This is a genomic window from Streptomyces sp. Ag109_G2-15 (assembly GCF_900215565.1).
Lineage (GTDB): Bacteria > Actinomycetota > Actinomycetes > Streptomycetales > Streptomycetaceae > Streptomyces > Streptomyces diastatochromogenes.
This window is the reverse complement of the sequence record NZ_OCNI01000002.1, coordinates 1,603,756-1,628,002: the sequence shown is the minus strand read 5'-3', so window position 1 is coordinate 1,628,002 and position 24,247 is coordinate 1,603,756. Positions and strand designations below refer to the sequence as shown.

Genomic DNA, 24,247 nt, shown 5'->3' with positions numbered 1-24,247 from the left:
CCGGGCTGTTGCGGCGGCCTGAGTTCCGGTCGCGGTTCCAGCGTGAGGTGCGGGCCACCCGGTCCGTGAACGGAGCGTTCACCGGGCCGGTGATCGACTCCGATCCGGAGGCGCCGTTGCCCTGGCTGGTGAGATCGTCGATGCCCGGCCCAGCAGCAGACCCTCGGGCGCTGAGGGCAGCGAGTCCGGCGCTCGGGGCAAGCCGGAGGGCGAGATCAGGGCAGTTCGGCGCTGTCGACGCTGAGCAGTTCCATGAGCTGGGGCCGGTGCAGGTCGGCTATGGTCTCGAGCAGGTCGGGATGGCGGAGCAGAGCGGCGGCTTCGGTGTCCCACTGGCCGGGGTCGGTCAGCCGTCGCAGGCCGCCGGCGGGGTGGTGCTCGCTCATGGGGAGGGCCTGCTGGGCGCGGGCGGCCAGGGTGGGGTCGGCCAGGAGGCAGGCTGCCCAGCTGACGACGGTTTCGTCGACCCAGGTCCGCCACGCGGTTTCGTCGGGCTGCGTGTCGCGTCCGGTGAGCCAGTCCAGCCGATGGGATCCGCTGGGTGCGAGCAGGTGGAGCAGTTGCACGTCGAGGCTGGTGGGGTAACGCAATGTGGCGGCGAGCGTGGCGGCCTGTCGGGCCTGAGCCTCGGCCAGCGCCCGGCTGAGCGCGCCGGCGGGGGCGGGGTAGGCGGTCAGCAGCCAGCGGGCGGAGGCGGCTATGACAGGTGCCAGATCGTCGGTCGTCGGATCATCGGTCACGGCGGTCGGTCCCTTGGGAACGTGCTCGCCTGTGCCCGGTCGATCGGTCCCGCGAGCTGTTTCGCGGAGCCGCGCTGCCCCGCTCGTGGCGTAACAGCGTAGGCAGTCGGCCCGGAAGAGGAAATGAGCCGCGTCACAGGGTGCCCGTCCGGGGCCCGGGCCGGACCGAAGGCATGCGGTCCGGCCTGGAACCAGCTCGTATCACCCGCCGTAGGGCCTGCGGGGGTCAGGACTTGCCACGGCCGGTGATGAAGTCGCGGGCCCGGTCCACCAGGCCGACGCCCGGAGCGAGGAGCTTGTTCGCGGGAGGGGTGTCGGGGGCTGAGGGGTGCGGACGGGTCGGTGCCATGGACTTGGCCCGGCGGATCTTGTCCCCGAGGTCGTTCAACGCCTCGGGAGAGCAGGACCGGCGCAGCATCGGGAAGAGGTCGTTCTCCTCGTCCTGGACGTGGGCGGCGACCTCGTCCATGAGCTGCTGCAGCAGCGGGCTCATCTTGGGGTCCTCGGTGTCCGTCCCCTCCAACTGTTTGAGGAGCTTCTCGACCCGGCCGTGATCCGCGATCTCCTTGTCCGCGATCCGGTCGCCGCCGTCGATGTGCTCGCGCACCGCCGGGTACAGGTACTGCTCCTCGGCGACCGAATGCCGTACCAGTTCGATCGTGACGTCGTCCACGAGATCACGGAGTTCCTGCCCGCCGCCCGCCATCTCCTGGATCCGGGCGAACATCTCCTCGACCTCCCGGTGGTCGGTCATCAATTCCTCAAGCGCGTCTCCGCCGTGCCCCATCGCCTGTCCGCCTCTCGCTGGTCGCCTCTGGGCCGGGTCCGTCCCGCCCAGCAGACAGTGGTTCCCTGTCCGGGTGGAGCCGGCGCCGCTCTGCGCGAGGTCCACCCGGTCGGCCGGATGTCGCAGACCATCTCGGCCGCGAGCGCGGGAAGCTCAGTGAGCACCCCCGCGGCACGTACCTCGGCCGCCCGCCGGAGCGCCGCCAGGTGGCACCTCGCCTGATCTCGCCCCCCGGCTCGTACCGTCGGTGTTCGGCGGAGCAGGCCGCGGTGAGGTCAGCCAGGTCACCCTGTTCCCCGTCGGTCCAGGTCCGGGGCTTGTGGGCGAGGGCGCACACGGATCCCAGGACGAGCCCGTCGGCGTCGGTGAGTGGCATTCCGGCGTACGCGATCACCCCGAGGGCCGCGATCGCCGGGTCGGTGTGCAACCGGTCGTCGGCACGGGCATCGGGCACGATCAGTGGCTGCCCGGAGGCCACCACGTACCGGCACAGCGAATGCGACGGCGGCAGCGCGCGCCTGCCCGCCCGGGGTTCGGGCAGACCTGTCATCCCGGGCAGGATCACCCTGTCCCGCTCCATGAGTGATACGAGGGCCACGGACACGCGGAGCAGTCGTGTCACCAGCAGGGCGAACCGGTCCATGTCGGTATCGGGGGCGGACGAAAGACCGGCTAGTCGCACCGCCTGTTGCCGTGCGGCGTCCGGGCCCGTCTCCGTTTTGGGCTTCCGGATCTGCTCCGCCATCTGCCCTCCGGTACCACCGCCCGAGGCCGTTCTCAACGGCATCGTAGAACAGCGGGGGCGTGCTGACCGGTGCTCGGTCGAGGCCGCTGTTTCGGTACCGGGCGGGCAGGCGCAGACGGAGTTCGCCGGCGGAGGCCGAGGCGCACCTTCCACGGAGGCTCCTCCGGCCTGGGTGAGATGCGAGGGCATGCGAGTGCGCGCACCATGGCCGTGACGCCGCATGGCGGATGAAGACGTCAGCCGTGCCCGAGTGTTCCAGCCCAGTGCGAGCGCCGTCACGAACACAGGCAGGCGCCGAGTGCCGCGTGACGCGGCTGGGCGGCACATCGACCGTTCCCGTGGAAGGGGCCCCTCCATGGCCGTCCACCATCAGTTGATCCGGCGTCCCCCGTACGCGGTATGGGCGGTGCTGGCGGATCCGGCCTGTTACGGGGAGTGGGTGGTGGGGCCTTCCGAGTCCGTGCCGCTCGACCAGACCTGGCCGGCTGTCGGATCCAGGCTCCGCTACACCGTGCGGCTGGGGCCTTGGTCGGCCGACGGGGTGACGACTGTCCGTCACCAGGAATCCGGAAGTGAGCTGGAACTGGAAGCCTCGTTCAAGAAGCTGGGCACTGCGAGGATCTTCCTCCAGCTCAGGCCGTGGGGTGAGGAGGAAACCCTGGTCATCTGTGACGAGCATCCCCTGCGCGGCCTGGGCGGCACCCTCCACAACGCCATGAGTGAAGCGCTGTTCCTGCTGCGGCACCGGGGCATGCTGGCCCGCCTGGCCAGGCTCGTGGAACAGGATTCCGTCGAGCAGGATCACGCCGGGGCCCGCCATGCCTGACGCGGTGGTGATCGGCGCCGGGCCCAACGGGCTGGTGGCGGCCAATGTGCTCGCGGATGCCGGGTGGAGCGTGGAAGTCCTGGAGGCGCAGCAGGAGCCTGGCGGTGCGGTGCGCAGCGACCGCGGCGTCCATCCCGACTACGTCTCCGATCTTTTCAGCGCCTTCTACCCGCTGGCCGCCGTGTCCCCGGTCCTGGCCCGCCTGGATCTCGCCGCGGAGGGGCTGCGATGGAGCCATGCCCCGCGCGTGCTGGCCCACCCGTTAAGGGACGGGAGGTGCGCCGTGCTGGAGCGCCGCGTGCAGGAGACCGCATCGGGGCTGGAGGTGTTCGCGTCGGGTGATGGTGATGCCTGGCGGGACATGTACGAGGTGTGGAGCCGTGTCGGGCAGGACCTGGTGCAGGCCATGTTCACGCCCTTCCCGCCGGTCCGCCCGGGGCTCCGTCTGGCGGCGAGGTTGCGGGCCGCGGGCGGACTGCGGCTGGCCCGGAAGCTGGCCCTGCCGGTGCGCCGCCTGGGCGACGAGGAGTTCCGGGGCGAGGCAGGACGGCTCCTGCTGGCCGGGAACGCCCTGCACGCCGACCTGGCTCCCGAGGCGGTGGGCAGCGGCGGATTCGGCTGGCTTATGTCGATGCTCGGACAGAGCCACGGCTTCCCGGTACCCGTCGGCGGTGCCGGCGCCCTGACCGCGGCGCTCGTGAGCCGGCTACGGCACCGCGAGGGCGTCCTGCGCTGCGGAGAGCGCGTCGTGTCCGTCGTCGTACGGGGCGGCAAGGCAGTGGGCGTCAGGACGGCCGGCGGGGAGACCGTCAGCGCGCGGCGCGCCGTGCTCGCCGACACGTCGGCGCCAGACTTGTACCGGGAGCTCGTGGGCGAGGAACACCTTCCCTCCCGCCTCCTGCGGGACCTGGAGCGCTTCCAGTGGGATTTCGCGACCTTCAAGGTCGACTGGGCGCTGACCGGCCCGGTGCCGTGGACGGCCCCGCAGGCCGCCGGTGCGGGGACGGTCCACGTGGCCGACGGCATGGACAGCCTGACCCGGTTCGCCTCGCAGATCGCCATGGGACAGGTCCCCGACGAGCCGTTCGCCCTGTTCGGACAGATGACCACGGCGGATCCCAGCCGCTCACCCGCCGGCACGGAGTCGGCGTGGGCCTACACCCACGTCCCGCAGCGCATCACCTCCGACGCCGGCCCCGACCGCATCACCGGCCGTTGGGACGCCCGCGAACAGGAAGCCATGGCGGACCGCATCGAGGCCCAGGTGGAGCGGTTCGCGCCCGGCTTCCGCGCCCGGATCCTCGCCCGCCGGATCCTGGCTCCCACCACCCTTCAGGCCATGGACGAGAACCTCCACAACGGTGCCATCAACAACGGCACCACCGCCCTGCACCAGCAGGCGATCTTCCGCCCCGTTCCCGGCACAGGCCGGCCCGAGACGCCCGTCAAGGGCCTCTACCTCGCCTCCGCGGCCGCCCACCCCGGCGGAGGAGTCCACGGAGCTCCGGGAGCGAACGCCGCCCGAGCCGCCCTGCGGCCCTACGGACTGCACACCCTCCTCCACCGTGCACAACGGCTCTGAACCGCCTGGCAGTACAAGTCCTGGTGGGTGTGATGGGTGGTTCGGGTGTGAGAGTCCGGGAACGCCGGCCGACTCTTCGTCGGCGAACGTGACGTGGCGCTGGAAGTTCTTGAAGTCCAGCCGCAAACGGCGGACTTGGGCGCGCCACAGGTTGCCGGTCTTCTCGAAGAAGCCCGAGTGGGTCGGGGAGACGCCCAGGATCAGGGCGAGCGGGATGGCGCAGGGAGAGTGCGCGCAGGAGAGCGAACCAGCTATTCCGTCATGTGTAACCACAGCCGGTTCAGTGAGGCGAGTCAGCGGCTGTCCCGTGAAGTTCTGCTCTCCGCGTGCGGCTGCTGGAGTCGCCGCCCAGACTGAGAGAAGCGGAGTGATGAGCGCGCCCACGGGCTGCTGCTCCATTCGGATCCTCCGCCTGCGAGGTGCGGGTCTCTTGCGTAGGCGTCACACGCCAGCCGGAACATCTGCTCGCCAGCCATTTGAAAGGGAAATCTCATGGCTGATGTACCCAAGATCGCCCTTGCCGCCGCGGTTCTCGGCGGGTATGTCCTGGGCCGGACGAGGAAGGGACGGGTCGCGTTCGGGGCGGCGACCTACCTCGCCGGCCGTCGGTTCGGGCTGGAACCACAACAGCTGCTGACGGAGGGAGTCAAGAGGTTGCGCGAGCTTCCCCAGTTCGCCGACCTCAACGAGCAGCTCCGTGGCGAGGCCCTGGACGCAGGGCGTAAAGCGCTGAGCGCGGTCGCCGACCGCAAGCTCGCCGATCTGGCCGACTCCTTGCACCAGCGCACCGAGCGCATAGGCAGCAAGGACGAGGAGGAGCTGCAGGACGAAGACGAAGAACCGGAGGACGAGTACGAGGAGGAAGAGGAGGAGCCGGAGGAAGAAGGAGAGCAAGCCGAAGACGAGTACGAAGAGGACGAGGAAGAAGAACCCGAGGAGGAGCTGGAGGACGAAGAGGAAGAGCCCGAGGAGGAGCAGGAGCCGGAAGAAGAGGAGGAGCCGCAAAAGCCGGCGCTCCGGCGCAGCCGCGCAGCCCGGAAGCCGGACACGGACCACGACGGGAGTGGTGCCCGGCGCGGTCGCGGTCGTGAGCGTCGTCCCGAGAAGGCCGCTGCTCGCGAGGCACCGGCCAAGAAGTCGACTCCCGCGAAGAAGACGGCGCCTGCGAAGAAGACACCAGCGGCGAGGAAGTCCACGGCTCCGCACAAGAAGACCGCAGCAAAGAAGACGACGGCGAAAAGGGCATCCCCCGGGCGGCGGAGGTAGACCCATGGCCGACACGGCACGCGGCACCGGGAGCGAGCAGAGCTCGGGACTTGATCAGCTGCGCGGCGCGTTCAAGGGCTTCCTGGGCGCCCAGATGGAGAACCTGGCGGACAAGGCCGGCGACAAACTGGGCGACATCACCTGCGGACTCACGGGCGTGGCGGAGAACGGCGGCGTGCTCCCGAGCGTCAAGGACAACGTGTTCGGCAAGATCAAAGACACGTTCGGCGGCGGGGGAGGTGGCAAGGGCCGTGGGTCCGGCACCACCAAGGTCATGAACATCATCGAAGTGCTGGATGTAGGCATACCGATACGCGACGCTTACGACCACTGGACCCAGTACGAGAAGTTCAGCAGCTTCACCAAGGGCGTCCGCAGCGCCTCCAAGGGCAAGGACGCCGACAGCGACTGGAAGGTGAAGGTCGGGCCCTCCACCCGCGGCTGGAAGGCCACAACCCAGGAACAGATCCCGGATGAACGCATCGTGTGGACCTCGGAGGGGGCCAAGGGCACCACGCGCGGCTGCGTCAGCTTCCACGAACTGACTCCCACCCTGACGCGCATCGTCCTGGTCGTCGAGTACTACCCTTCCGGCTTCTTCGAGAAGACCGGCAACATCTGGCGTGCTCAGGGGCGGCGCCTGCGGCTGGATTTCAAGCACTTCCAGCGCTACGTCACTTTGACCGACAAGGAACCGGAAGGCTGGCGCGGTGAAATCCGCGATGGTGAAGTGGTCCGCACCCACGAAGAAGCCATCGAGGAAGAAGAGGCCGCCGGCGAAGAGGAAGACGTCGAGGACGACACCGGCGAGGAAGACACCGAGGACGAATACCCCGAGGAAGAGGACGAGGAGGAGGAAGAGGAGCAGGACGAAGGGGAGAACCAGTAATCCCTGGTCCACGTCACGACGATGCGGGCAGGGTGGGGGAAGCGTCGCGCGACCACTGTGGTGGGTGCCAGGGGCAGGGATTGTGCTGGGCATTCCTGGCGTTCAGGGCCGTGGCGAACCGGTGAGCCAGCGCCGGGGCTGCGGGCGGCGAAGAAGAGACTGCGCAGACATCGCGATGCCCCTCTCCTCGACTGCCTCGTATGGGCGTGGATGTCGTCGCGGGGCGCCCCTGACCACCACCCACCCTGCGCCGTAGCCGACGAGTAGTTGGTGCGAGACGAAGAGGGTAGTTGGTGCGAGACGAAGAGGGTGGCACCGTTCCCAGGTACCCAGGCACTCCGCTCGTACCGCAGACGCGCAGGGTTCGCCTGTCCAGCCGATGCGTTGAGAGCGGTCACAACGGTGTGCGCAGTGAGGTACGGCCGTCGCGCCAAGCGGTGAGGAGATGGTTGCCGAGCCGCTCCTCGGTCCATTCGGTGGCGTCCACACCGAAGGCGACGTCCCCGTCGAGAGCGGGCTCCGCTTCAAGGAGGCCGCCGACGACGTCCCGGCGGACGATCTGCTCGTGGACCGCGTCGGCCTCCACGTGCTCGGCGTAGAAGTGGACGGCGGCGGGGCCCGCACCGACCCGTCGCAGCCCGTGGGCGAGGCGCCGTGAGCCGGGTGACGAGGTGGTCTCCACGGCTGCGAAGTGGCCCACCAGGGCCCCGCGCAGCGCGCGGTGGAGTCCGAACAGGGACATGAGGTTGACGCTGGTCAGCATCTGCGCACCGGTCGTGTCCACGTAACGTCCGTAGGTGGTGTCCAGTTCGAGGTCGGCCATCAGGTCGGCGAACAGCCGGGCGTGGATGCGCTCGGCCCGTCCGGCGCCGAACTCGTCGTACTCCACGGCGACCATCGCTGCCTTCGCGCGTCCCGTCAGTCTCGGGATGACCCAGGCATGCGGATCGGCTTCCTTCAGGTGGTAGAGGGAGCGTTGGGCCGCGTACTCACGGAACTGCCACAACTCTCCTCGATTCTTGAGGAAGTGGGAGGGTCCGTCGGCGTCGACGGGTTCAACGAGGAGGTCCGCGAGGGCTTCTTCGGCCTTTCTGGGCGGGCCGGCGTCGGCGCGGAGCGCGGACAGGAAGCGGTGCTCCATCTCCGCCCGCAGCCGCAGCAGGCCGGGCTCCCACTCCCACCCGGAGTCGACGCCGGCGAAGCCCCGGTAGTGGAGTTCGTAGCAGAGGTAGAGCGCCAGTTGCAGATCGTCCCCGTACGGGTCCGCGTGCGCCGCTGTCACCCGCTGTGGCAGCGGGGTCCCGGCGGGACGGGTCAGGGCCCGGCGGACCGTACGGGAGAGTTCGCCCCTGCTGCGCGGCAGCGCGGGGCCGGTGGCGCGGTCGTGGGCGGCCGGTGCGGTGCTGGTCATGCGGTCCGCCTCTGCTGCCGGGCGCGGTGGCTGGTGTCGCACCAGGGATAGGCCCGGCTGCGCCGGCAGACGCAGAGCGCGACGGTGAACCGGTCCGAACGCGCGGTGCGCCCGTCGTCGAGCACCACCTCGACCGGTCCTTCCACGAGGATCGGACCGTCGCTTGTCAGCGTGACGCGGCGCGACTGTTCAGCGGGTTCGTTCGGCACGGATGATCACCAGCTCTTCCTTCTCCTCGTCGGCGTCGACGAGCCCCCGTTCGCGCAGCCACGACCGGCGCGAGCGGAGCACCGGACCGAACGGCACGAGACGCCGGTCGGTCACCCGGGCTTCGAGTCCCGACCGCGCCAACGCGGCCAGGGTCGGTGCGATGCCACACAGCGCGGAGTGCACGAGCAGCAGCACACCGCCGGGAACCAGTGCCGTGTGCGCGCGGCGGCAGATCCGGTCCAGCAGGAGGCGTCCGTCGGCACCCGCGTCCCACGCCACCGCGGCGCGGTGGCGGCGCGGGACGGGCCCGGGCGCCGGGACGTAGGGCGGATTGCTCACGACCAGGTCGAACCGGCGGCCGGCGACCGGGCCGAAGAGGTCACCGTGGAGGACTTCGACGGGCAGCCGGGCGAGCCGGGCGTTGAGTCGGGTGGCCAGGACCGCCCGGTAGGTCCTGTCGACAGCGGTGACGTGGGCGCCTCTCCGGGCGGCGGCCAGCGCGAGGGCACCGGCACCGGTTCCCATGTCCAGGACAGCGGCTCCCGCGGACAGGTGCTCCCGGTCCATGGCCCGGGTCAGCAACTCGGTGTCGTCCTGGGGGGCGTACACCCGCCACGGGGCCAGCACCGAGCCGCCCTCGCTGTCATTCCGGGTCGTCATGTCGATCACACGTACACCTCGCAGCTCGCGCCCCGAGCGTGTCACCGGACTCACCCGGTGGGTGGCTCAAGTGCGAGGGGGCGCCTCACGGGCGAGCCTCGCAGGGCCCACCCGACCAATGCGTCACTGCTCCGAGTGCCCGGCGAAATGGACCTCACACGGCAGAGCGGACACTTTTACGATCATCCGGGCGCCGCGGCCGCAGACCGGCTCCTCGGTTTGCAGCAGCCGCAGGATCTCCGCCATCCGATCGCTGATCATGCGGCTCCGCTGGACGGCTGAGCTGTCTCGGCCGGCGGCTGTTCCACGCCCGGGTCCTCCTCTGCCAGGAGGAACCCCGTGCCTGTGACGTCCAGGAGCCGACTCACCACCGGGGCTGGATGGTGCAGCCGCAGCTCGCCCTCCGAGGCGGCCAGGTGCTGGGAGACTTCGAGGAAGACGTTCAGACCGCTGGCGTCGCAGAACCCGACGGCGGCGAGCTCGACGTCGATCTCCGTCACCCTGTTGGCCAAACATGCCGCCAGGGCGGCGCCTACGGCAGGAACGGTGGTCCGATCGATCTCACCCTCCAGGACGACGGTCGCCCGGCCATTGCCTCGGTACCGGATCATCGTATGCACAAATTGCACAGCGTCTCGGCTTCCCCGCCCGTACCGAAGCCACCGCAAAGGCCGCATCCGTGCGGGCGCGCTCGAAAGGTGAGCAGCGAGTTCGCCGAGGGATCGGTGCTACCGCCGGCAGGAGAACCACCTGAGCACACAACAGGGAAGCCGGTCCGCTTGCCGAAGGACGACGCCGTCTGTCGACGGGGAGCGCCGGGGTCAAGGACGCAGATTGAGCGTACGCCGCGTCGAGGTCGGCGCACAGCAGTTCGCTTTCACTTCGCAACCCACGGCGTACCAGCAGCCGGGACATGGTGCGGACGTGCGTCTTGACCGGCAGTGATTACAGCCAGTACACCCACCCCGTTCACGACGTGACCAACGCGGCAAAAGGCGCGCTTCAGATGAGTCGGACGCACTGCCCGGGGTAACCGGAGCGTGGGAGCCGATCGGCTTTCGGCATTTCCACCGGCGAAACACCCACGCTCCTTGCGGGACGTGCCGGACAACACGAAGGCGGGCCCATGGACGCGATTGTGCTGCTCAAGGACGACCACCAGACGGTCGAGAACCTGTTCAAGGAGTTCGAGCAGGCCGGGGACCGTGCCTACAAGACCAAGCGGAAGATCGCCGACAAGGTGATCGAGGAGCTGACGGTCCACGCCTGGATCGAGGAGGAGATCTTCTACCCCGCCGCACGTGCCGCCGTGCCGGACACCACCGACCACGTACTGGAGAGCGTCGAGGAACACCACGTCGTCCTGTGGATGCTCTCCGAGCTGGCGGGCCTGGATCCCGAGGACGAGCGGTTCGACGCCAAGATGACCGTTCTCATCGAGAATGTGCGGCACCACGTCGAGGAGGAAGAGGAGGAGTGGTTCCCCAAGGTCCGCTCCGCTCTCGGCCGCAGCCGGCTGGGCGAACTGGGCGAGCAACTCGCCGCCGCCAAGCCCGACGCTCCTCACGACCCGCTCCGGGTGCCCAGCGCGCACGAATGACCTCCATGGTGCAGCGATACCTTCGACGTTCATCGGCCAGGCCCCCGCGCCCGCAGCCGGATCATGAACACCCTCCGCCTCCGCTTGGCCCCGGGGCTCCGGAGGCGCGGGCTGCCGGCGCCGGAACTCAGCCCCCCATCAGGCGCCGGTCGTCCACCCGCACATGGCGGACCCCGTAGTCACCGGTGAGGGCCCGAGCGTGGAAGCGTCGCCGCGCCCGGCCCCTGCGACGCACACCGTGATCCGGACGAGCCGCATTACATGCCCAGGTGAGGACAAGGTGGAGGTCCAGCCATGCCGCGAGCGCGTGAAGAAGCCCGTTTCAGACATCCGCGGCACGAGCGCCGCGGAGAGGCTCGGCTACCGGCTGTGGCAGCGACACTCGTCGCCATCGCGCTGTACCTGCTCCTGCCCCAGCAGCTCCTGATCACCCCCCGCTACGTACTGCCCGCCCTGGAGTGTGTGCTCCTCGTACCCCTCGTAGCGATCAACCCTCGACGGCTGACTCGACAGACGCGGGCCTTCCGTGTCCTGTCGCTGACGCTCGTGGCCGTGATCGCGGCGAGCAACCTCCTCGCGCTGGGCACCCTGGTCCATGAGCTGGTGTCCGCCGAGGTGAAGGACGGCCAGTCGCTGTTGGTGGCCTCGTTGCAGATCTGGCTCACCAACGTCATCGTCTTCGGTCTGGCCTATTGGGAGCTGGACCGTGGCGGCCCGGTCAGCCGGACCCAAGTGCCCCGTGAGGAACTGCCATTGGCGGACTTCCGATTCTCGCAGGACGAGAACGACGACGCCGTCCAGGAGGTCTCCGACGGCTCCAGCAAGACATCCGACTGGGTGCCCACCCTGATGGACTACCTCTACGTGTCGGTGACCAACTCCACGGCGTTCAGCCCCACCGACACCATGCCGCTCTCCTCACGCGCCAAGTTCCTGATGGGCGTGGAGAGCGTCGCCGCTCTCCTGACTTCGCTCCTGGTGATCGCCCGCGCGGTCAGCATTCTGCACTGAAGGCGCTTTCGGCCCGCATTCACGGACGGACACTTCCGGCGCGATCCAGTCTGCCTCTCCGACACACGCCTCGTTCTCCCGGCGCCGGGCAGCACTCAGCCCTCGACGTGGACCCGGTTGCGCGGACGGGTCTGACGGGATGGCCGGGCCGCCGTGCCCCGCCAACCCCTCATGGATCTCGCGGATCTTGGCCTTCCGGCCTGCCGCAGACTTGTATGGTCCCGTCAGGTTGCTGCCCGTCGCTCCCGATACTCCGACCCTGAGCGGCAAGAACAGCGAATCACTGCTGGATTGCCAGGCCGGGATCTGGCGATGAGAAGGGTCTGGGCGAACGCCGCACTCAGGAGGGCAAACCCGGCGTGAGACCATCCGTTGCCTGAAGCGATACGCCGCCCGCGAGGTCTTCAACCTGGTCAGGACGGTGTCCACCGATCCCCGTCAGCGTGACGTGCCGGGCGGCGAGCCAGACCAGGAAAACGCCGGCGTGGGTGGTCCACTGCCGGGATTCCTGTGTCGTGAGTTGGTGACCAGCTCGCTGACGACCGGTTCGGTGACGAAGACGGCGTCGGCCGGCCCCCACGCCTCCATCTGGCGAACGGCTTCCTTGCGGGCCTCGGGCTCCACGTCCCAGGTGGCGACCTGCGAGGCGTCCAGGGAGACCGCGGGATCCAGGGCTCGGCACAGCCGTGTGATGCCGTCATCGATGTCGAGGTCACGCCATTCGACCAGGCCGTCGGTGTAGAGCACGAGCAGGCTGCCTTCCGGTACGTCGATCTCGGCAGCCTCGAAGGGCGGTCCGCCCAGGCCCAGCGGGGGTCCCGCGGGAAGATCGACCAGTTCCACAGCGCCGTCCGGGCTCACCAGCAGCGGGAGCGGATGCCCGGCGCGGGCGAGGGTGCAACGGCGCGAGACCGGGTCGTACACCGTCACGAAGCGCATTACTCGGCCGACCAAGCATGATTGGTCGACCTAATGATTGTCCCGGGGTCAGACGATCCGCGACGCGGCGGTACGGGCCAGGGCCAGCGTCCGGGAGCGTTCGGGTGCCGTGGGGCTGCCCGCGTCGCTGATCACGAGGAGGGTCCTGCCCACGGCGGCCAGGACGAGGGTCTCCTGGACGGTGAACGTCCCGGTGGTCGCGGTGACCGTGGCGTGCCAGGACGCGTCCCCGATCCCCGCCGAGCCGTGCGGCACCACACGCTCCGTACCGGTGGTCCCGTCGCTCCAGCCGATGGTGAACTCGGGGCAGCCGGACAGCACACTCGTCGCCTGCTTCAGCTCCTGCCGTGCCCCGGATCCCGGCAGCCGGCGCAGCACCTGCTGGAGGAACGGGCCGCTCTGGCTCATGGCGAAGGTGACCCTGGCCTCGACCGCGCCGGGGTGGGAACTGCGGGACGACTCCAATGAGTTGAGCGCGGTGAGGCATCCGGGACGGTCGGAGCGCGTCGGGGGATCGTCGCGCAGGACGGTCTTCACATAGCCGGCCGGCAACTCGGCTGTGGTGAGCAGGGCGGCGGACAGGGCTGCGGTGCCGGTGGACGTGGTGGTCGCGGGTGCGTGCGCAGGCACTGCGTTGTCCGGCCGGTGGCGTGCGCCGTCGCAGCCGGCGAGGGCCGTACCCGCCAGCACCGCCACCACGACCGGCAGGGTGGCGAGCCGTCGTCGGCCGGTGGCGGACGTCGTAGCGGATCTCGGGCTCACGGGCGTCTCCTCGGACAGCGGGCGGATCGTCGTGCGTGGCCGGTCAGCGGCCGTAGCGGAAGTACAGGTCGCAGCGCAGGACGGAGGCGACCAGTGCGTGGCGGTCCACGGCTCCCGCCGGGTCGCGCTGGAGGACGGCGGCTGCGGCCCGCAGTACGGTGTCGTCGAGGCCGCCGAGCAACTCGGCCGTGTCGGCGCGGCGTTGGGGGTCGGTCCAGATGGCGGTGCCGCCCAGGGACAGCGACCGGCAGACGAGGGCGGTGTTCGTCCGCAGGGCGGCCGTCCGCTCTTCCTCGGGCGGGAGCACGGGGAGTTGGTCCAGGGGGACGGTCCGGTCACCGCTGTGGGAGACCGACGAGTCCGTCGGAGCCGCGGACACCGCCGAGTCGCCGGAGCGGGCTGCGGCCGGTGCTCGGCCCGGCCCACTGCCGAAGGCCGCCCATCCGGCCCCGGCCGCGACCAGGACCGTGGCGGCGGCCAGCAGGGCCAGGGGCCCGATCCGCCCGGCGCCGCTCGGGGATGTCTTCTGGATCGGGTCGGCGGGAAGTACCGGTGCGTTCCGGCCGACCCGATCCAGAAGACACCCCCTAGGTCCGGGGTGCCTCGATGCGCGGGCGGCGGCCGCCGGTACCAGCGCGCCGACGACGGTCGTCAGCACCCCCGCCACCCACCAGGGCGTGTCGATCACGGCCCACCGGATGTCAGGGGCGGCGCGGGCCGCCGTCAGCCGGGCGAACAGGAACCAGCTGCCCAGCGGCACGGCCAGCAGGAGCCCGGACAGTCCTACGGCCGCCGCGCAGGCGGGTGCTGAACGGGGGCCGTCCACCGTGGCCCCCAGGGCTCTGGCGAGGGAGGTGGTCCAGAGGGCGAACAGCGCCCCACCTGCCACGAGCACCACGCCCAGGGCCAGCACCTGCTCGCGCGGCACGTCGGTCAGGGAGAGCGCGGTCGCCAGCCCGTCCGCCGTGCCGGTGTCCCGTACCCAGTCACCGGCCGCCCGCCCGGCGAGCTGGCTGCCCAGGAGCACACCGAGACCGAGCGCTGCTCCGGCCTGCGCCGCGCGCCGGCCGGATGCGTCCCGGTGTCCCACGGCCACGGCCCGCCACCATGCCACGGTCACCACCCCAGCCACGGCCCAGCCGGTCAGCAACCCGCCCGCCATGTAGGCGAGTTGGGTGTGATCGGGCATCAGAGCGGCCACCAGCAGAGTGAGGTCGGTGAACACCAGGCCCGCGGCGAGCCCGGTGGTCAGGCACTCCAGGGACGACAGCCCCCAGGACCGCGCCGGATCGGCGAGCACGGCCAGCCGGACCGCGGGTGTCGGATGCGTGGCGAGGCCCAGGTACCGCCTGAGGTGCTCGACGCGGCGTGGCGGGAGGGCCGAGCCGAGGTGGTCGGCGGTGGCGTTCCGTGGTGCGCGGGGATCCGCCGCCGCGCCGAGGTCGGCGTCGTGCTCCCGCACGCGCAGCACGGCGCACAGGGTGAGCAGTACGACGGCCAGGACGACCGCCATGCGCACCAGCAGACCGGCGCCCAGCAGTCCGGGGTCGCGGGCCAGCGCGACCGCCATCGGCAGGGTGACGCCGAGGAGCAGAAGCCACGAGGCCGCGATGGCCAGCCGTACCCGGCCCACGTCCCGCAGCCGAAGGTGGGCCAGTTCATGTCGGAAGACCGCGTCCACGTGCCGGTCGTTCTCGTTGAAGAAGTGGGAGTCGGCCACGATGCGGGGCCGGTGGACGGTACCCGAGGCACGCGCCCGGACCCCGACGCGCCGGCCGTGACGCACCCACAGCACCGGCCGGGGCCCTTCTCCTTCGGGCGCCACGGCAGCCAGGCGCCGGGCGAGCGGTGAGCAGTGCTCCGGCTCGGCCCGCCACCGCCACAGGCTCAGCCGGCGCCCGGCGGCTCGGCAGAGCAGGGCGAGGGCCAGCAGGGCAAGTGGCCCGCACAACACCACCGCCGACTGCGCCAGTCGTACGTCGCCCACGCAGCCGGTGAAGCGGGTGAGAACCTCGTCGGGCGCGGCGTCGGTGGTGGGCAGGCAGGCGAGTTGCGCGTCCGGCCAGTTGTCCCGGCCGAGGACCAGCCACCACCAGGTGGCGAACGAGGCACCGGCGCCCGCGACGAGGACCAGCAGGGCCAGTCGGGTGGTGGTCGGCAGCGGCAGGGGGCTGGAGACCAGTGCGCGGGCCACATCGGGTCGCTCGGTGGCGGTGGCGGTGGGGGTGGGGGAGGGTGGGCCGTCGGGGTCCGGTACGGCGTTCACGACGGCGACGGGCTCGTGGCCGCCGGCGTGTCACCGCTCTCCGACGACCGGAGTCCCGCCCCCGTGTCGTCGCCCGGACCGGCGACTGCGGTGCGCGGGTCCGGCGCGGTGCGGTGCTCGGGCTCCGGTTCCGCGTGGTGCTCAGGTGCCGGTTCCGCGCGGTGCTCGGGTTCCGCCGGCGCGTCCGGCACCGGCTGCGGCCCCGCGTTCCCGCGCACCACCGCCACGACGATGACCTGGGCGCAGGTTTCCGCCTGGGGCGCGGACAGTCCGGCGGCACGGCCCTGGGCGATGGTCCAGTCCGCGAGTTCCTGGCGGGTCACCTCGGAGAGTTCCGGCACGGCCGAGGTCAGCGCGGCTCGTCTGCCCTCGGTGTCGGTCCCGCGCCGGCGCCGCCACCACCGCTTGAGCCGGCTGCCGCCCGCCCGGATGCGCCCGGAGGCGAGGTCGGCGAGGACCTGCGCGACCACCGCCACCAGAACCGGCAGCACCACATCCGACTCGAAGCCGATGCCCAGCGGGTCCCCGGCCGGCCGGTGCAGGCGCTGCGGGGGATGGGGCCGGACCAGGTACACCCGGCAGGTCTCGTCCAGCTTTTCCAGTTCGGCCGGAGCGACGTGGCGGACCACGTCGCGCAGGACATCCTGGCCCGTGCGGTGGTACATGAGTTCCTCCCGTGAGGACGGACCGGCGGTGGGCTCGTGCGGAGAGGGGCGGCCTCGACCGCGTGCGGGTTCAGCGCCGGCCGCGACGACGACGCCAGGTCACGCCGACGGCGACAACGGCGGCGAAGACGAGGGCGGCCACACTGCCCGCCACGATCGGTGCGGATGTCCCGGTGTCCGCGAACCCGTCCCCTCCGGTGCCGTCGGACAGCGCCGACGGGGCGGGGGTGGTGGCGGACGGGGGAGCGGAGGAGGACACGGCGGACGGGGTGTCGGTCGGTGCCGTCGTGTCGCTCGCCGGACTGCCCTGCGCGAGGCTCTCCGAGGCAGCGTCCGGCGCCGGCGCCGCCGTCCGCTCGATCACGGAGTACGACGCCTTGCCGTCCATCAGGGCCGCCGGGTCGACCGAGGCCGTGGGCTGGATCAGGCCCTGCGTGACGAACTGGAGCGTGGACGGCGCCGGTACTCCGGAGGCCAGCGAGACGCGCAGCGGGATGCGGGCGGAGTCGCCCGCCGGGAGCGACCCGACGGACGGCAGTCCGGCGTCCGTGCTGAGGTAGCCGCTGAGCGCGGTGTCCCCTGGTGTCAACTGCACCGGCCGCCATACGGACGGGCCGGCGTCGAACCACTCCACGGTGACCTGATCGGACGTCAGCCGGGCAGCGGGCGGCGCGAGTCGGATGCCGACGGCGACGATGAAGCTGTCCGTGATGTCGGTGTCCAGCGTGTTGTGGAACGTGGCGTCCACGGTCAGCGGGTCGCCACCGGGTACCAACTCGCCTGAGTCCGGGGTGAGTTCGGCGTAGGGTGCGGCCGGGTCCGCCGCGTACGCCGGCGCTGCGGACAGGTGCAGCGGGACGATTGACGCGGCGCAGCTCAAGAGGGTTGCGCACAAAGGTCTACGGCGCACGAGAACCAGCTCCCCCCGGCGCGCCCCCCAGCGCGCTTCCTGGCGTGATGCCGGAGAGTTTAAGGGATAATGCGCCTTAAAGAGCTGTCCATTCACATTCGGTCAATAAAGAACAGAAGTGAATTCCTGTGCCGCTTGAGGTTTTTCAGTACCCGGGGTCGACGACCACGTCGTACGAAGGCGTGGACAGGGAGTGCAGGGGGGAGTCGAGTTTCTCGGTGCGGAGAATGTAGGTGCCCGGAGCCAGGTCCGAGATCTGCTGGTAGCGGCCGGTGAAGTCGGGCTCCGTTCCGGTCCAGTACCCGGAGCCGAGGCTGGGCTTGAGGACCCATCCGTTCGGCTGGACGACCGCCGGGTACACCGGACCGAGCGCGTCCTGGGTGAGGGTGAAGGACGCCCCGGCGTGGGCGTCCGTGCCGGGCGTACCGGACAGGGTGAACGAGAAGTAGCGGACGTTGAACGGTGAGCCGGAGGTCAGCGGGGCGCAGTTCCGGGCGGTCACGAGGCCGTCCACGGCGCCGAGTTGCAGCGGGTCGGTGAAGGTACCGCTCCCCGCGAGGCTCCCGCAGTCCCGGTCCCCGTCTCCGGTCGACTGGTCGCCGTCGTCCGTCGTGTCGCCCCCGCTCCAGGTGTCCGGAGCATCGGAGGTCGCACTCTCCTCGGTGGGGGTCTCCTCGACGGGTTCCTGCGTGGTGGGGGTGGGCTCCGGGGTGGGACTGCTGAGATCCGGCGTCGCCGAGGCGGTGTCGGGAGCGGACGTGGAGACGTCCGTCGACGGGGACTCCGCCGCACTCGAACGGTGGTCCGACGAACCGCCGCAACCGCTCGCCAGCACTATTGCCCCGAGCGCCAGCGCGCATTTTCTGATCATGGATTTCCTCCCCCTCGCGCACTGCCGGAAATCGGTCGGCAGGCGGCATGTGCGCGGGATATTACATCTCTTCAGCCCTTCGATCCCCTGATATGAGGACTTCTCCGAAGCGTCCCGGCGGGCCCCACCCCCTGCCGTACCGACGACTTTCACATGGGCGCCATCAGACCCTTCCCTGACGTTTGCTGCTCTTGGAACACTCGCTGCGCGCAGATTCCGTCATTCGGCGGCATCGCGTACGTCAGGACGCAGGACGAGAGGACCCTCACTCATGCCCGAAGTAAACCGGCGGCGCTTCCTCCAACTCGCGGGCGCCACGACGGCGTTCACCGCGCTGTCCAGCAGCATCCAGCGCGCGGCCGCTCTGCCCGCCCACCACCGCACGGGTTCGGTCGAGGACGTCGAGCACATCGTCGTCCTGATGCAGGAGAACCGTTCGTTCGACCACTACTTCGGCTCGCTGCGGGGTGTGCGGGGCTTCGGCGACCCGCGCCCGGTGACGCAGAACGGCAGGTCGGTCTGGAAGCAGTCCGACGGTACGAAGGACATCCTCCCGTTCCACCCGGACGCCGACGACCTGGGCCTGGCCTTCATCCAGGACCTCCCGCACGGCTGGAACGACGGCCACGCCGCCTTCAACGGGGGTAAGTACGACAAGTGGGTGCCCGCCAAGTCGTCGACGACGATGGCGTACCTGACGCGCGAGGACATCCCCTTCCACTACGCGCTCGCCGACGCCTTCACCATCTGCGACGCCTACCACTGCTCCTTCATAGGCTCGACCGACCCCAACCGCTACTACATGTGGACGGGGTACACCGGCAACGACGGCAAGGGCGGCGGCCCGGTCCTCGGCAACGACGAGGCCGGCTACTCCTGGACGACGTACCCGGAGCGCCTGGAGCAGGCCGGCGTCTCCTGGAAGATCTACCAGGACGTCGGCGACGGCCTGGACGCGAACGGCTCCTGGGGCTGGATCCAGGACGCCTACCGCGGCAACTACGGTGACAACTCGCTGCTCTACTTCAAGCAGTACCAGAACGCCAAGCCCGGCGACCCGCTCTACGACAAGGCCCGCACCGGCACCGACGCGCGCAAGGGCGAGGGCTTCTTCGAGCAGCTCACGGCCGACGTGAAGGCGGACAAGCTGCCCCAGGTCTCCTGGATCGTCGCCCCCGAGGCCTTCACCGAGCACCCCAACTGGCCCGCCAACTACGGCGCCTGGTACGTCGCCCAGGTCCTGGACGCGCTCACCTCCAACCCCGAGGTGTGGGGCAAGACCGCGCTGTTCATCACCTACGACGAGAACGACGGCTTCTTCGACCACGTGATCCCGGCCTTCCCGCCGGCCTCCGCCGCCCAGGGCAAGTCGACCGTGGACCCCGCCCTCGACCTGTTCAAGGGTGACGCCGGCCACCCCGCCGGCCCCTACGGGCTCGGCCAGCGGGTGCCCATGCTGGTCGTCTCGCCGTGGAGCAAGGGCGGTTACGTCTGCTCCGAGACCTTCGACCACACCTCGATCATCCGGTTCATCGAGCGCCGCTTCGGCGTCCAGGAGCCGAACATCTCGCCCTGGCGCCGGGCGGTCTGCGGCGACCTGACGGCCGCCTTCGACTTCTCCCGCAAGGACACCGCACCGGTCACGCTGCCGTCCACGGCCGGATACGAGCCTCCGGACCACGACCGGCACCCCGACTACAAGCCCACTCCGCCCGCCAACCCGTCGCTGCCCAAGCAGGAGCGCGGCAGCCGCCGCACCCGCCCCCTCAAGTACACCCCGGTGGTGGACGGTTCGGCGGACACGGCGGCCGGGAAGTTCACGCTCAGCTTCGCCTCCGGCGCGCAGGCGGGCGCCGCGTTCCTGGTCACCTCCAACAGCCGCACCGACGGCCCCTGGACCTACACCACCGAGGCCGGCAAGACCCTCTCCGACACCTGGAACTCGGCCTACTCCGGCGGCTCGTACGACCTCGCCGTGCACGGCCCGAACGGCTTCCTGCGCGTCTTCAAGGGCCGTAACAAGGTCGCCGGACCCGAGGTCACCGCCCGGCACGTCGGCGACAGCGTCGAACTCACCTTCACCAACAAGGGCTCCGGCACGGTGAAGCTGAGGCTGGTCGACGGCTACGGCGGCGGCCCGGTCGGCGTCACGGTCCGGCCCGGTGCCACCGTGCGGCACACCGTCGGCCTCGCCGGGAGCAAGTGCTGGTACGACCTCACGGTCACCTCGGACGCCGACCCGGCCTTCCTGCGCTCCTTCGCCGGCCACGTCGAGAACGGGCACCCCGGCGTCAGCGACCCGGCCATCATCACGGGATGAACGGGGTGAGGAAGAACGGGGTGAACGGGCGATGAACACCGCTCCGTGCGGACTGGTCAGGTACCGGTCACATCAGGGTAGTGTGCCCCGGTGACCACGCAATCGAACACACCTGCAGGCTGGTACCCCGATCCGCACGGGGCCGCCCAGACGCTCCGTTACTGGGACGGCGCGCAGTGGACCGAGCACACGAACCCGGCCCAGCAGGCCGCCGGACAGGTTCCGCAGCAGCAGGCCGCGCCCCAGCAGCCCGCCGCCCACATCCCGCACCAGCAGGCCGCCGACCCCAAGGTGCAGCGCCAGGTGCAGCAGCAGGCCGGGGTCGCGGCCGGCGGTGCCGGCGGCGGCACCCTCTTCACCGAGCCGGTCCTGGTCGTGAACCAGAAGGCCAAGCTGATCGAGCTGACCAACGAGTACAAGGTCATGGATCAGGGCGGCCGCGAGATCGGCGCGGTCACCGAGGTCGGGCAGAGCGCGCTGCGGAAGATCTTCCGCTTCCTCTCCAGCTGGGACCAGTTCCTGACGCACAAGCTGGAGATCCGCGACGCCTACGGCCAGCCGCAGTTGCTGCTGACCCGGCCCGCGAAGATCTTCAAGTCCCGGGTCATCGTGACCCGCCCGGACGGTTCGCAGGTCGGCGAGATCGTCCAGCAGAACATGATCGGGAAGATCAACTTCGCGATGAACGCGAACGGCCAGCAGGTCGGCGCGATCAAGGCGGAGAACTGGCGGGCGTGGAACTTCGCGATCGTCGACCACGCGGACAACGAGGTGGCCCGGATCACCAAGACCTGGGAAGGCCTCGCCAAGACGCTGTTCACGTCGGCGGACAACTACGTCCTGCAGATCCACTACCAGCTGCCCGAGCCGCTGCTGAGCCTGGTCGTGGCGACGGCGCTGACCGTCGACACCGCGCTCAAGCAGGACTCCCGGGGCTGGAACTGAGCGGCCCTCACACGGGGAGCTACGGGGAGTACGGCAACGGCGGCCGGTGCACGCGGACTTCGCGCGCACCGGCCGCCGTCGTGTGTCCGGTCGGACCACGGGTCGTAGGTCCGGTCAGAGTGCCGTGAGATGCCCGGGCTGCTCCGGCTGCCGGGGCACCAGCACCGGTTCCGCCGCCGCTGTGCCCGGTCCCAGGGCCAGGACCGCCGCGACGGGGTGCTCGTCGTGCTCGGCGTGCTCGTCGGACCGGTCGGGTTCGGGTGCCGCCCGGGTCAGCAGGACCACGCCCCAGGCCGCAAGCCCCGCCCCCGCCAGCGCCAGCAGCACGCCGCCGGCCCCGCCCTGCAGGCCCTGACCGAGCAGGGTCAGTCCGATGACCGCGGCGGCCGTCGGGTTGGCCAGGGTGACCACGGCCAGCGGGCCGCCGAGACCGCCGCGGTAGGCCGTCTGCGAGAGCAGCAGCCCGCCGGTGGCGAACGCGGCGACCAGGACGGCGACCACGATCACCCCGGCACTGAGCACCGGGCCCGTGCGATCCGTGGCCGCCACCGTCACCGTCTGGGTGAGGGCGGAGGCGACACCCGAGGCGAAGCCGGAGGCGGTCGCGTGCCTGAGGCCCGGCCGGGCGCCGGGCCAGGAGAGCATGCCGATCAGGGCAGCGGTCGTACCGGCGACGGCCACCGCCTCGGTCAGGCTCAGCACCCGCTCGGGCGCCGGACCCGACGCGGTGACCAGCAGCGCTGCCAGCCCCAGCAGCGTGAGCGCCGTACCGCGCCACTCCACCGCGCTGACCCGCCGCCCGGCCGCCCGCGCCCCGAGCGGCACGGCCGCGACGAGGGTGAGCGCGCCGAGTGGCTGTACGACGGTGAGCGGGCCGTACTTGAGGGCCACGACATGCAGCAGCGCGGCGGCCGCGTTCAGTCCGACCGCCGACCACCAGGCGCCGGTGCCGAGCAGCCGTAGCAGGCCCGTGCCGGGGCTGCGGGAGGCGAGGCGCTCCTGGGCGACGGCGGCCGCGGCGTAGGCGACGGCCGAGATCAGGGACAGGCCGACGGCGAGGAGTGCGGCGACGCTCATCGGCCCGCTCCCACCAGGACGGGCTCCTTCGGGGCGAGCCGCCGCGTACCGCGTCCGGCCGTACTGGACGTCCGGTTCGGCTGATGGACGACCGCGAGTGCGATGCCGAGCATGGCGGTCGCCACGATCGCGTCGAGCCAGTAGTGGTTCGCCGTGCCCACGATCACCAGCAGGGTGATCAGCGGGTGCAGCAGCCACAGCCAGCGCCGGCGCGACCGGGTGGCCGCGATCAGGCCGATCGCCAGCATCAGGGCCCAGCCGAAGTGCAGTGACGGCATCGCCGCGAACTGGTTGGAGAGGTGGTCGCTGGACGGCGGGCCGTAGACGGAGGGGCCGTAGAGCCGGGCGGTGTCCACCAGGCCGGTGCCGGTCAGCATCCGCGGCGGGGCCAGCGGGAACACGAACGGCAGCACCAGGGCCGCGCTGGTGACCACGGCCAGCACCCGGCGGGCCCACACGTAGTGCGCGGGCCGCCGGAGGTACAGCCACACCAGGAAGGCGAGCGTGGCCGGGAAGTGGACGGTCGCGTAGTAGGTGTTCGCCAGGTGCGCGAGGGTGTCGCCGTGCAGCAGTGCGGACTGCACGGCGGTCTCGTGGGGAAGGTGCACGGTCCGCTCGAGGTCCCACACGCGGTGGGCGTTGCGGAAGGCGTCGGCGGTGTGGCCGGTGGCCAGCTGTCGTCCGAGTTTGTAGACGAGGAAGAGCCCTGCGACGAGCAGGAACTCACGGACGAGCGGCGGGCGCGTTATCGCGTCCGGCTCCGCTTCTGCAGGCTCGGTTCGGGCATTCATCCCCCGGCCCCTTCGCTGACGGTGGTGCGTGTGGTGGTGCGGGCTGAGACCCGGACCGGGGCCCGGGGCTCATCGATACGTCCTCGTACCGATACGAAAGTGTACCGATACGCGACTGTACCGATACGGCAGTGTACCGATACGCTTGAGTACCGGTACACTTGCGTATCGATTGATGTGCGACACACTGGAGACAGGTTCCGCAGCCGCCCTTGCGCGGATCTTCAGCGGACCGTGGACGAGTGAGGAGAAGCCACGCATGACGTCGCAGGCCGCGGACGGACCGGAGACGGTCGCCGCCTCGAGCCGCTCCAAGATCACGCCCGAGCGTGAGCGGGAGTTCTTCGACGCCGTGCTGGAACAGATCCGGGAGTGCGGCTACGACTCCGTGACCATGGAGGGCGTCGCCGCCAGCACCCGGTGCAGCAAGTCCACGCTCTACCGGCAGTGGAAGACCAAGCCGCAGTTCGTCGCGGCCGCGCTGCGCGCCAACCGCAAGGTGCGCTTCGCCGGTATCGACACCGGCTCGCTCGCCGAGGACCTGCGCCAGGCGGCGCGGGCGGCGGGCGACTGGTCCAACAAGGACGCCCGGCTCATGCAGGCGCTCGGCCACGCGGTCACCGGCGACCACGAACTGGCACAGGCGCTGCGCGAGGCGCTCGTCCAGCCCGAGATCGCCGCGCTCCAGAAGATGCTGGTCCGGGGTGTGGAACGGGGTGAGGTGCCCGCCGGCCACCCCGCCCTGGAGTACGTCCCGGCCATGATGTTCGGCGTCCTGCGCGTACGCCCGGTGCTGAGCGGCGAGTACGCCGACGCCGACTATCTCGTCCGGTTCGTGGACTCCACCGTGCTGCCCGCACTCGGACTGACCTAGGACCCAGGCCGCCGTTCACGGGATGACTGAACGGCGACCTGCCGGCGCCGCACCGTGGGGACGGGGGCGGCGCGCACCCCCGGCCGGGTGGGATTCCTCT

The 24,247-nt window shown here is 70.6% G+C and carries 25 protein-coding genes and 1 pseudogene; 9 read left to right on the top strand and 17 right to left on the bottom strand.

All coding sequences use genetic code 11. The features are described from left to right. Positions 1-215: 215 nt before the first annotated feature. The 3 genes from CRP49_RS43785 to CRP49_RS43775 form a co-directional block, all read right to left on the bottom strand. Positions 216-740, bottom strand: a complete 525-nt coding sequence (locus tag CRP49_RS43785) for a hypothetical protein (protein ID WP_097258885.1) — start codon at positions 738-740, stop codon at positions 216-218. Between the two features lie 226 nt (positions 741-966). Then, positions 967-1,527 carry a hemerythrin domain-containing protein gene (locus tag CRP49_RS43780; protein ID WP_097258884.1) on the bottom strand — a complete coding sequence of 187 codons (561 nt, stop codon included), beginning with the start codon at positions 1,525-1,527 and terminating at the stop codon, positions 967-969. After that, positions 1,502-2,170, bottom strand: a complete 669-nt coding sequence (locus CRP49_RS43775) for a GAF domain-containing protein (RefSeq protein WP_257033835.1) — start codon at positions 2,168-2,170, stop codon at positions 1,502-1,504. The genes CRP49_RS43780 and CRP49_RS43775 overlap by 26 nt, the downstream gene beginning before the upstream one ends. 457 nt (positions 2,171-2,627) lie before the next feature. Between CRP49_RS43775 and CRP49_RS43770 the strand changes: the two genes are divergently transcribed. Both CRP49_RS43770 and CRP49_RS43765 read left to right on the top strand, forming a co-directional pair. Continuing rightward, positions 2,628-3,098, top strand: coding sequence for an SRPBCC family protein (locus CRP49_RS43770; protein WP_097258882.1), 471 nt, complete (start codon positions 2,628-2,630; stop codon positions 3,096-3,098). Further along, positions 3,091-4,680, top strand: a complete 1,590-nt coding sequence (locus CRP49_RS43765) for an NAD(P)/FAD-dependent oxidoreductase (protein WP_097258881.1) — start codon at positions 3,091-3,093, stop codon at positions 4,678-4,680. Before CRP49_RS43770 ends, CRP49_RS43765 begins: the two co-directional genes overlap by 8 nt. A gap of 54 nt (positions 4,681-4,734) precedes the next feature. Here the strand turns inward: CRP49_RS43765 and CRP49_RS48720 are convergent. Beyond that, a pseudogene (locus CRP49_RS48720) lies at positions 4,735-4,863 on the bottom strand (cyclase); the annotation flags it as partial. A 309-nt stretch (positions 4,864-5,172) separates the two neighbouring features. On the opposite strand from CRP49_RS48720, the gene CRP49_RS47415 reads away from it, so the two are divergent. Together CRP49_RS47415 and CRP49_RS43750 are read left to right on the top strand one after the other, a co-directional pair. Beyond that, on the top strand, positions 5,173-5,946 hold the full coding sequence (locus tag CRP49_RS47415) for a histone protein (protein WP_179852043.1): 774 nt from the start codon (positions 5,173-5,175) through the stop codon (positions 5,944-5,946). Positions 5,947-5,950: 4 nt separating this feature from the next. Then, the gene (locus CRP49_RS43750) at positions 5,951-6,835 is read left to right on the top strand and encodes an SRPBCC family protein (protein ID WP_097258880.1); all 885 of its coding nucleotides are present in this window, start codon (positions 5,951-5,953) and stop codon (positions 6,833-6,835) included. 394 nt (positions 6,836-7,229) lie between these two features. On the opposite strand, the gene CRP49_RS43745 is transcribed toward CRP49_RS43750, so the two are convergent. From CRP49_RS43745 to CRP49_RS43730, 5 genes are all read right to left on the bottom strand, one after another. Next, positions 7,230-8,246, bottom strand: coding sequence for an iron-containing redox enzyme family protein (locus CRP49_RS43745; protein ID WP_097258879.1), 1,017 nt, complete (start codon positions 8,244-8,246; stop codon positions 7,230-7,232). Beyond that, entirely contained in the window at positions 8,243-8,455 is a 213-nt protein-coding gene (locus CRP49_RS43740; RefSeq protein ID WP_097258878.1) for a CDGSH iron-sulfur domain-containing protein, read from the bottom strand. The genes CRP49_RS43745 and CRP49_RS43740 overlap by 4 nt, the downstream gene beginning before the upstream one ends. After that, on the bottom strand, positions 8,436-9,116 hold the full coding sequence (locus CRP49_RS43735) for a HemK2/MTQ2 family protein methyltransferase (protein ID WP_097259345.1): 681 nt from the start codon (positions 9,114-9,116) through the stop codon (positions 8,436-8,438). The genes CRP49_RS43740 and CRP49_RS43735 overlap by 20 nt, the downstream gene beginning before the upstream one ends. A gap of 123 nt (positions 9,117-9,239) precedes the next feature. Next, positions 9,240-9,377 (bottom strand): hypothetical protein, encoded by a 138-nt coding sequence (locus CRP49_RS47590; protein ID WP_180360563.1) that lies wholly within the window; start codon positions 9,375-9,377, stop codon positions 9,240-9,242. Then, complete coding sequence (locus CRP49_RS43730; RefSeq protein WP_097259344.1) at positions 9,374-9,727, bottom strand: STAS domain-containing protein; 354 nt, start codon at positions 9,725-9,727, stop codon at positions 9,374-9,376. Before CRP49_RS43730 ends, CRP49_RS47590 begins: the two co-directional genes overlap by 4 nt. Before the next feature lie 515 nt (positions 9,728-10,242). Here CRP49_RS43730 and CRP49_RS43725 point away from each other — a divergent pair. Next, positions 10,243-10,716: a hemerythrin domain-containing protein gene (locus CRP49_RS43725; RefSeq protein ID WP_097258877.1), complete on the top strand. Its 474-nt coding sequence runs from the start codon at positions 10,243-10,245 to the stop codon at positions 10,714-10,716. A gap of 369 nt (positions 10,717-11,085) precedes the next feature. Further along, positions 11,086-11,727 (top strand): hypothetical protein, encoded by a 642-nt coding sequence (locus tag CRP49_RS43720; protein WP_218893026.1) that lies wholly within the window; start codon positions 11,086-11,088, stop codon positions 11,725-11,727. A 438-nt stretch (positions 11,728-12,165) separates the two neighbouring features. Here CRP49_RS43720 and CRP49_RS43715 read toward each other — a convergent pair whose 3' ends face one another. The 6 genes from CRP49_RS43715 to CRP49_RS43690 all read right to left on the bottom strand — a co-directional run bounded on the left by CRP49_RS43715 (position 12,166) and on the right by CRP49_RS43690 (position 18,140). Further along, complete coding sequence (locus CRP49_RS43715; RefSeq protein ID WP_373560434.1) at positions 12,166-12,657, bottom strand: PP2C family protein-serine/threonine phosphatase; 492 nt, start codon at positions 12,655-12,657, stop codon at positions 12,166-12,168. A 57-nt stretch (positions 12,658-12,714) separates the two neighbouring features. Continuing rightward, positions 12,715-13,428 carry a hypothetical protein gene (locus tag CRP49_RS43710; RefSeq protein WP_097258874.1) on the bottom strand — a complete coding sequence of 238 codons (714 nt, stop codon included), beginning with the start codon at positions 13,426-13,428 and terminating at the stop codon, positions 12,715-12,717. A 43-nt stretch (positions 13,429-13,471) separates the two neighbouring features. Continuing rightward, positions 13,472-15,694, bottom strand: coding sequence for a M48 family metalloprotease (locus CRP49_RS43705; RefSeq protein ID WP_097258873.1), 2,223 nt, complete (start codon positions 15,692-15,694; stop codon positions 13,472-13,474). Next, positions 15,691-16,359 (bottom strand): hypothetical protein, encoded by a 669-nt coding sequence (locus tag CRP49_RS43700; RefSeq protein WP_097258872.1) that lies wholly within the window; start codon positions 16,357-16,359, stop codon positions 15,691-15,693. Before CRP49_RS43700 ends, CRP49_RS43705 begins: the two co-directional genes overlap by 4 nt. Positions 16,360-16,429: 70 nt before the next feature. After that, on the bottom strand, positions 16,430-17,239 hold the full coding sequence (locus CRP49_RS43695) for a hypothetical protein (RefSeq protein ID WP_097258871.1): 810 nt from the start codon (positions 17,237-17,239) through the stop codon (positions 16,430-16,432). Between the two features lie 175 nt (positions 17,240-17,414). After that, positions 17,415-18,140, bottom strand: coding sequence for a hypothetical protein (locus CRP49_RS43690; protein WP_143670108.1), 726 nt, complete (start codon positions 18,138-18,140; stop codon positions 17,415-17,417). A gap of 271 nt (positions 18,141-18,411) precedes the next feature. On the opposite strand from CRP49_RS43690, the gene CRP49_RS43685 reads away from it, so the two are divergent. Both CRP49_RS43685 and CRP49_RS43680 read left to right on the top strand, forming a co-directional pair. Continuing rightward, the gene (locus tag CRP49_RS43685; protein ID WP_097258869.1) at positions 18,412-20,460 is read left to right on the top strand and encodes a phosphocholine-specific phospholipase C; all 2,049 of its coding nucleotides are present in this window, start codon (positions 18,412-18,414) and stop codon (positions 20,458-20,460) included. Between the two features lie 90 nt (positions 20,461-20,550). Then, on the top strand, positions 20,551-21,405 hold the full coding sequence (locus CRP49_RS43680) for a phospholipid scramblase-related protein (protein ID WP_097258868.1): 855 nt from the start codon (positions 20,551-20,553) through the stop codon (positions 21,403-21,405). Between the two features lie 114 nt (positions 21,406-21,519). On the opposite strand, the gene CRP49_RS43675 is transcribed toward CRP49_RS43680, so the two are convergent. Together CRP49_RS43675 and CRP49_RS43670 are read right to left on the bottom strand one after the other, a co-directional pair. Next, positions 21,520-22,482 carry a hypothetical protein gene (locus CRP49_RS43675; protein ID WP_097258867.1) on the bottom strand — a complete coding sequence of 321 codons (963 nt, stop codon included), beginning with the start codon at positions 22,480-22,482 and terminating at the stop codon, positions 21,520-21,522. Further along, positions 22,479-23,273 carry a phosphatase PAP2 family protein gene (locus CRP49_RS43670; RefSeq protein ID WP_097258866.1) on the bottom strand — a complete coding sequence of 265 codons (795 nt, stop codon included), beginning with the start codon at positions 23,271-23,273 and terminating at the stop codon, positions 22,479-22,481. The genes CRP49_RS43675 and CRP49_RS43670 overlap by 4 nt, the downstream gene beginning before the upstream one ends. Before the next feature lie 259 nt (positions 23,274-23,532). On the opposite strand from CRP49_RS43670, the gene CRP49_RS43665 reads away from it, so the two are divergent. After that, the gene (locus CRP49_RS43665) at positions 23,533-24,147 is read left to right on the top strand and encodes a TetR/AcrR family transcriptional regulator (RefSeq protein ID WP_097258865.1); all 615 of its coding nucleotides are present in this window, start codon (positions 23,533-23,535) and stop codon (positions 24,145-24,147) included. Positions 24,148-24,247: the final 100 nt, after the last annotated feature.

Excerpts from the sequence above, each read along its gene's own strand:
- CRP49_RS43780 (WP_097258884.1), bottom strand. The coding sequence starts at position 1,527 with ATGGGGCACGGCGGAGACGCGCTTGAGGAATTGATGACCGACCACCGG.
- CRP49_RS43775 (WP_257033835.1), bottom strand. The coding sequence starts at position 2,170 with ATGGACCGGTTCGCCCTGCTGGTGACACGACTGCTCCGCGTGTCCGTG.
- CRP49_RS43770 (WP_097258882.1), top strand. The coding sequence starts at position 2,628 with ATGGCCGTCCACCATCAGTTGATCCGGCGTCCCCCGTACGCGGTATGG.
- CRP49_RS43765 (WP_097258881.1), top strand. The coding sequence starts at position 3,091 with ATGCCTGACGCGGTGGTGATCGGCGCCGGGCCCAACGGGCTGGTGGCG.
- CRP49_RS47415 (WP_179852043.1), top strand. The coding sequence starts at position 5,173 with ATGGCTGATGTACCCAAGATCGCCCTTGCCGCCGCGGTTCTCGGCGGG.
- CRP49_RS43750 (WP_097258880.1), top strand. The coding sequence starts at position 5,951 with ATGGCCGACACGGCACGCGGCACCGGGAGCGAGCAGAGCTCGGGACTT.
- CRP49_RS43745 (WP_097258879.1), bottom strand. The coding sequence starts at position 8,246 with ATGACCAGCACCGCACCGGCCGCCCACGACCGCGCCACCGGCCCCGCG.
- CRP49_RS43735 (WP_097259345.1), bottom strand. The coding sequence starts at position 9,116 with ATGACGACCCGGAATGACAGCGAGGGCGGCTCGGTGCTGGCCCCGTGG.
- CRP49_RS47590 (WP_180360563.1), bottom strand. The coding sequence starts at position 9,377 with ATGATCAGCGATCGGATGGCGGAGATCCTGCGGCTGCTGCAAACCGAG.
- CRP49_RS43730 (WP_097259344.1), bottom strand. The coding sequence starts at position 9,727 with ATGATCCGGTACCGAGGCAATGGCCGGGCGACCGTCGTCCTGGAGGGT.
- CRP49_RS43725 (WP_097258877.1), top strand. The coding sequence starts at position 10,243 with ATGGACGCGATTGTGCTGCTCAAGGACGACCACCAGACGGTCGAGAAC.
- CRP49_RS43700 (WP_097258872.1), bottom strand. The coding sequence starts at position 16,359 with ATGTACCACCGCACGGGCCAGGATGTCCTGCGCGACGTGGTCCGCCAC.
- CRP49_RS43690 (WP_143670108.1), bottom strand. The coding sequence starts at position 18,140 with ATGATCAGAAAATGCGCGCTGGCGCTCGGGGCAATAGTGCTGGCGAGC.
- CRP49_RS43685 (WP_097258869.1), top strand. The coding sequence starts at position 18,412 with ATGCCCGAAGTAAACCGGCGGCGCTTCCTCCAACTCGCGGGCGCCACG.
- CRP49_RS43675 (WP_097258867.1), bottom strand. The coding sequence starts at position 22,482 with ATGAGCGTCGCCGCACTCCTCGCCGTCGGCCTGTCCCTGATCTCGGCC.
- CRP49_RS43670 (WP_097258866.1), bottom strand. The coding sequence starts at position 23,273 with ATGAATGCCCGAACCGAGCCTGCAGAAGCGGAGCCGGACGCGATAACG.
- CRP49_RS43665 (WP_097258865.1), top strand. The coding sequence starts at position 23,533 with ATGACGTCGCAGGCCGCGGACGGACCGGAGACGGTCGCCGCCTCGAGC.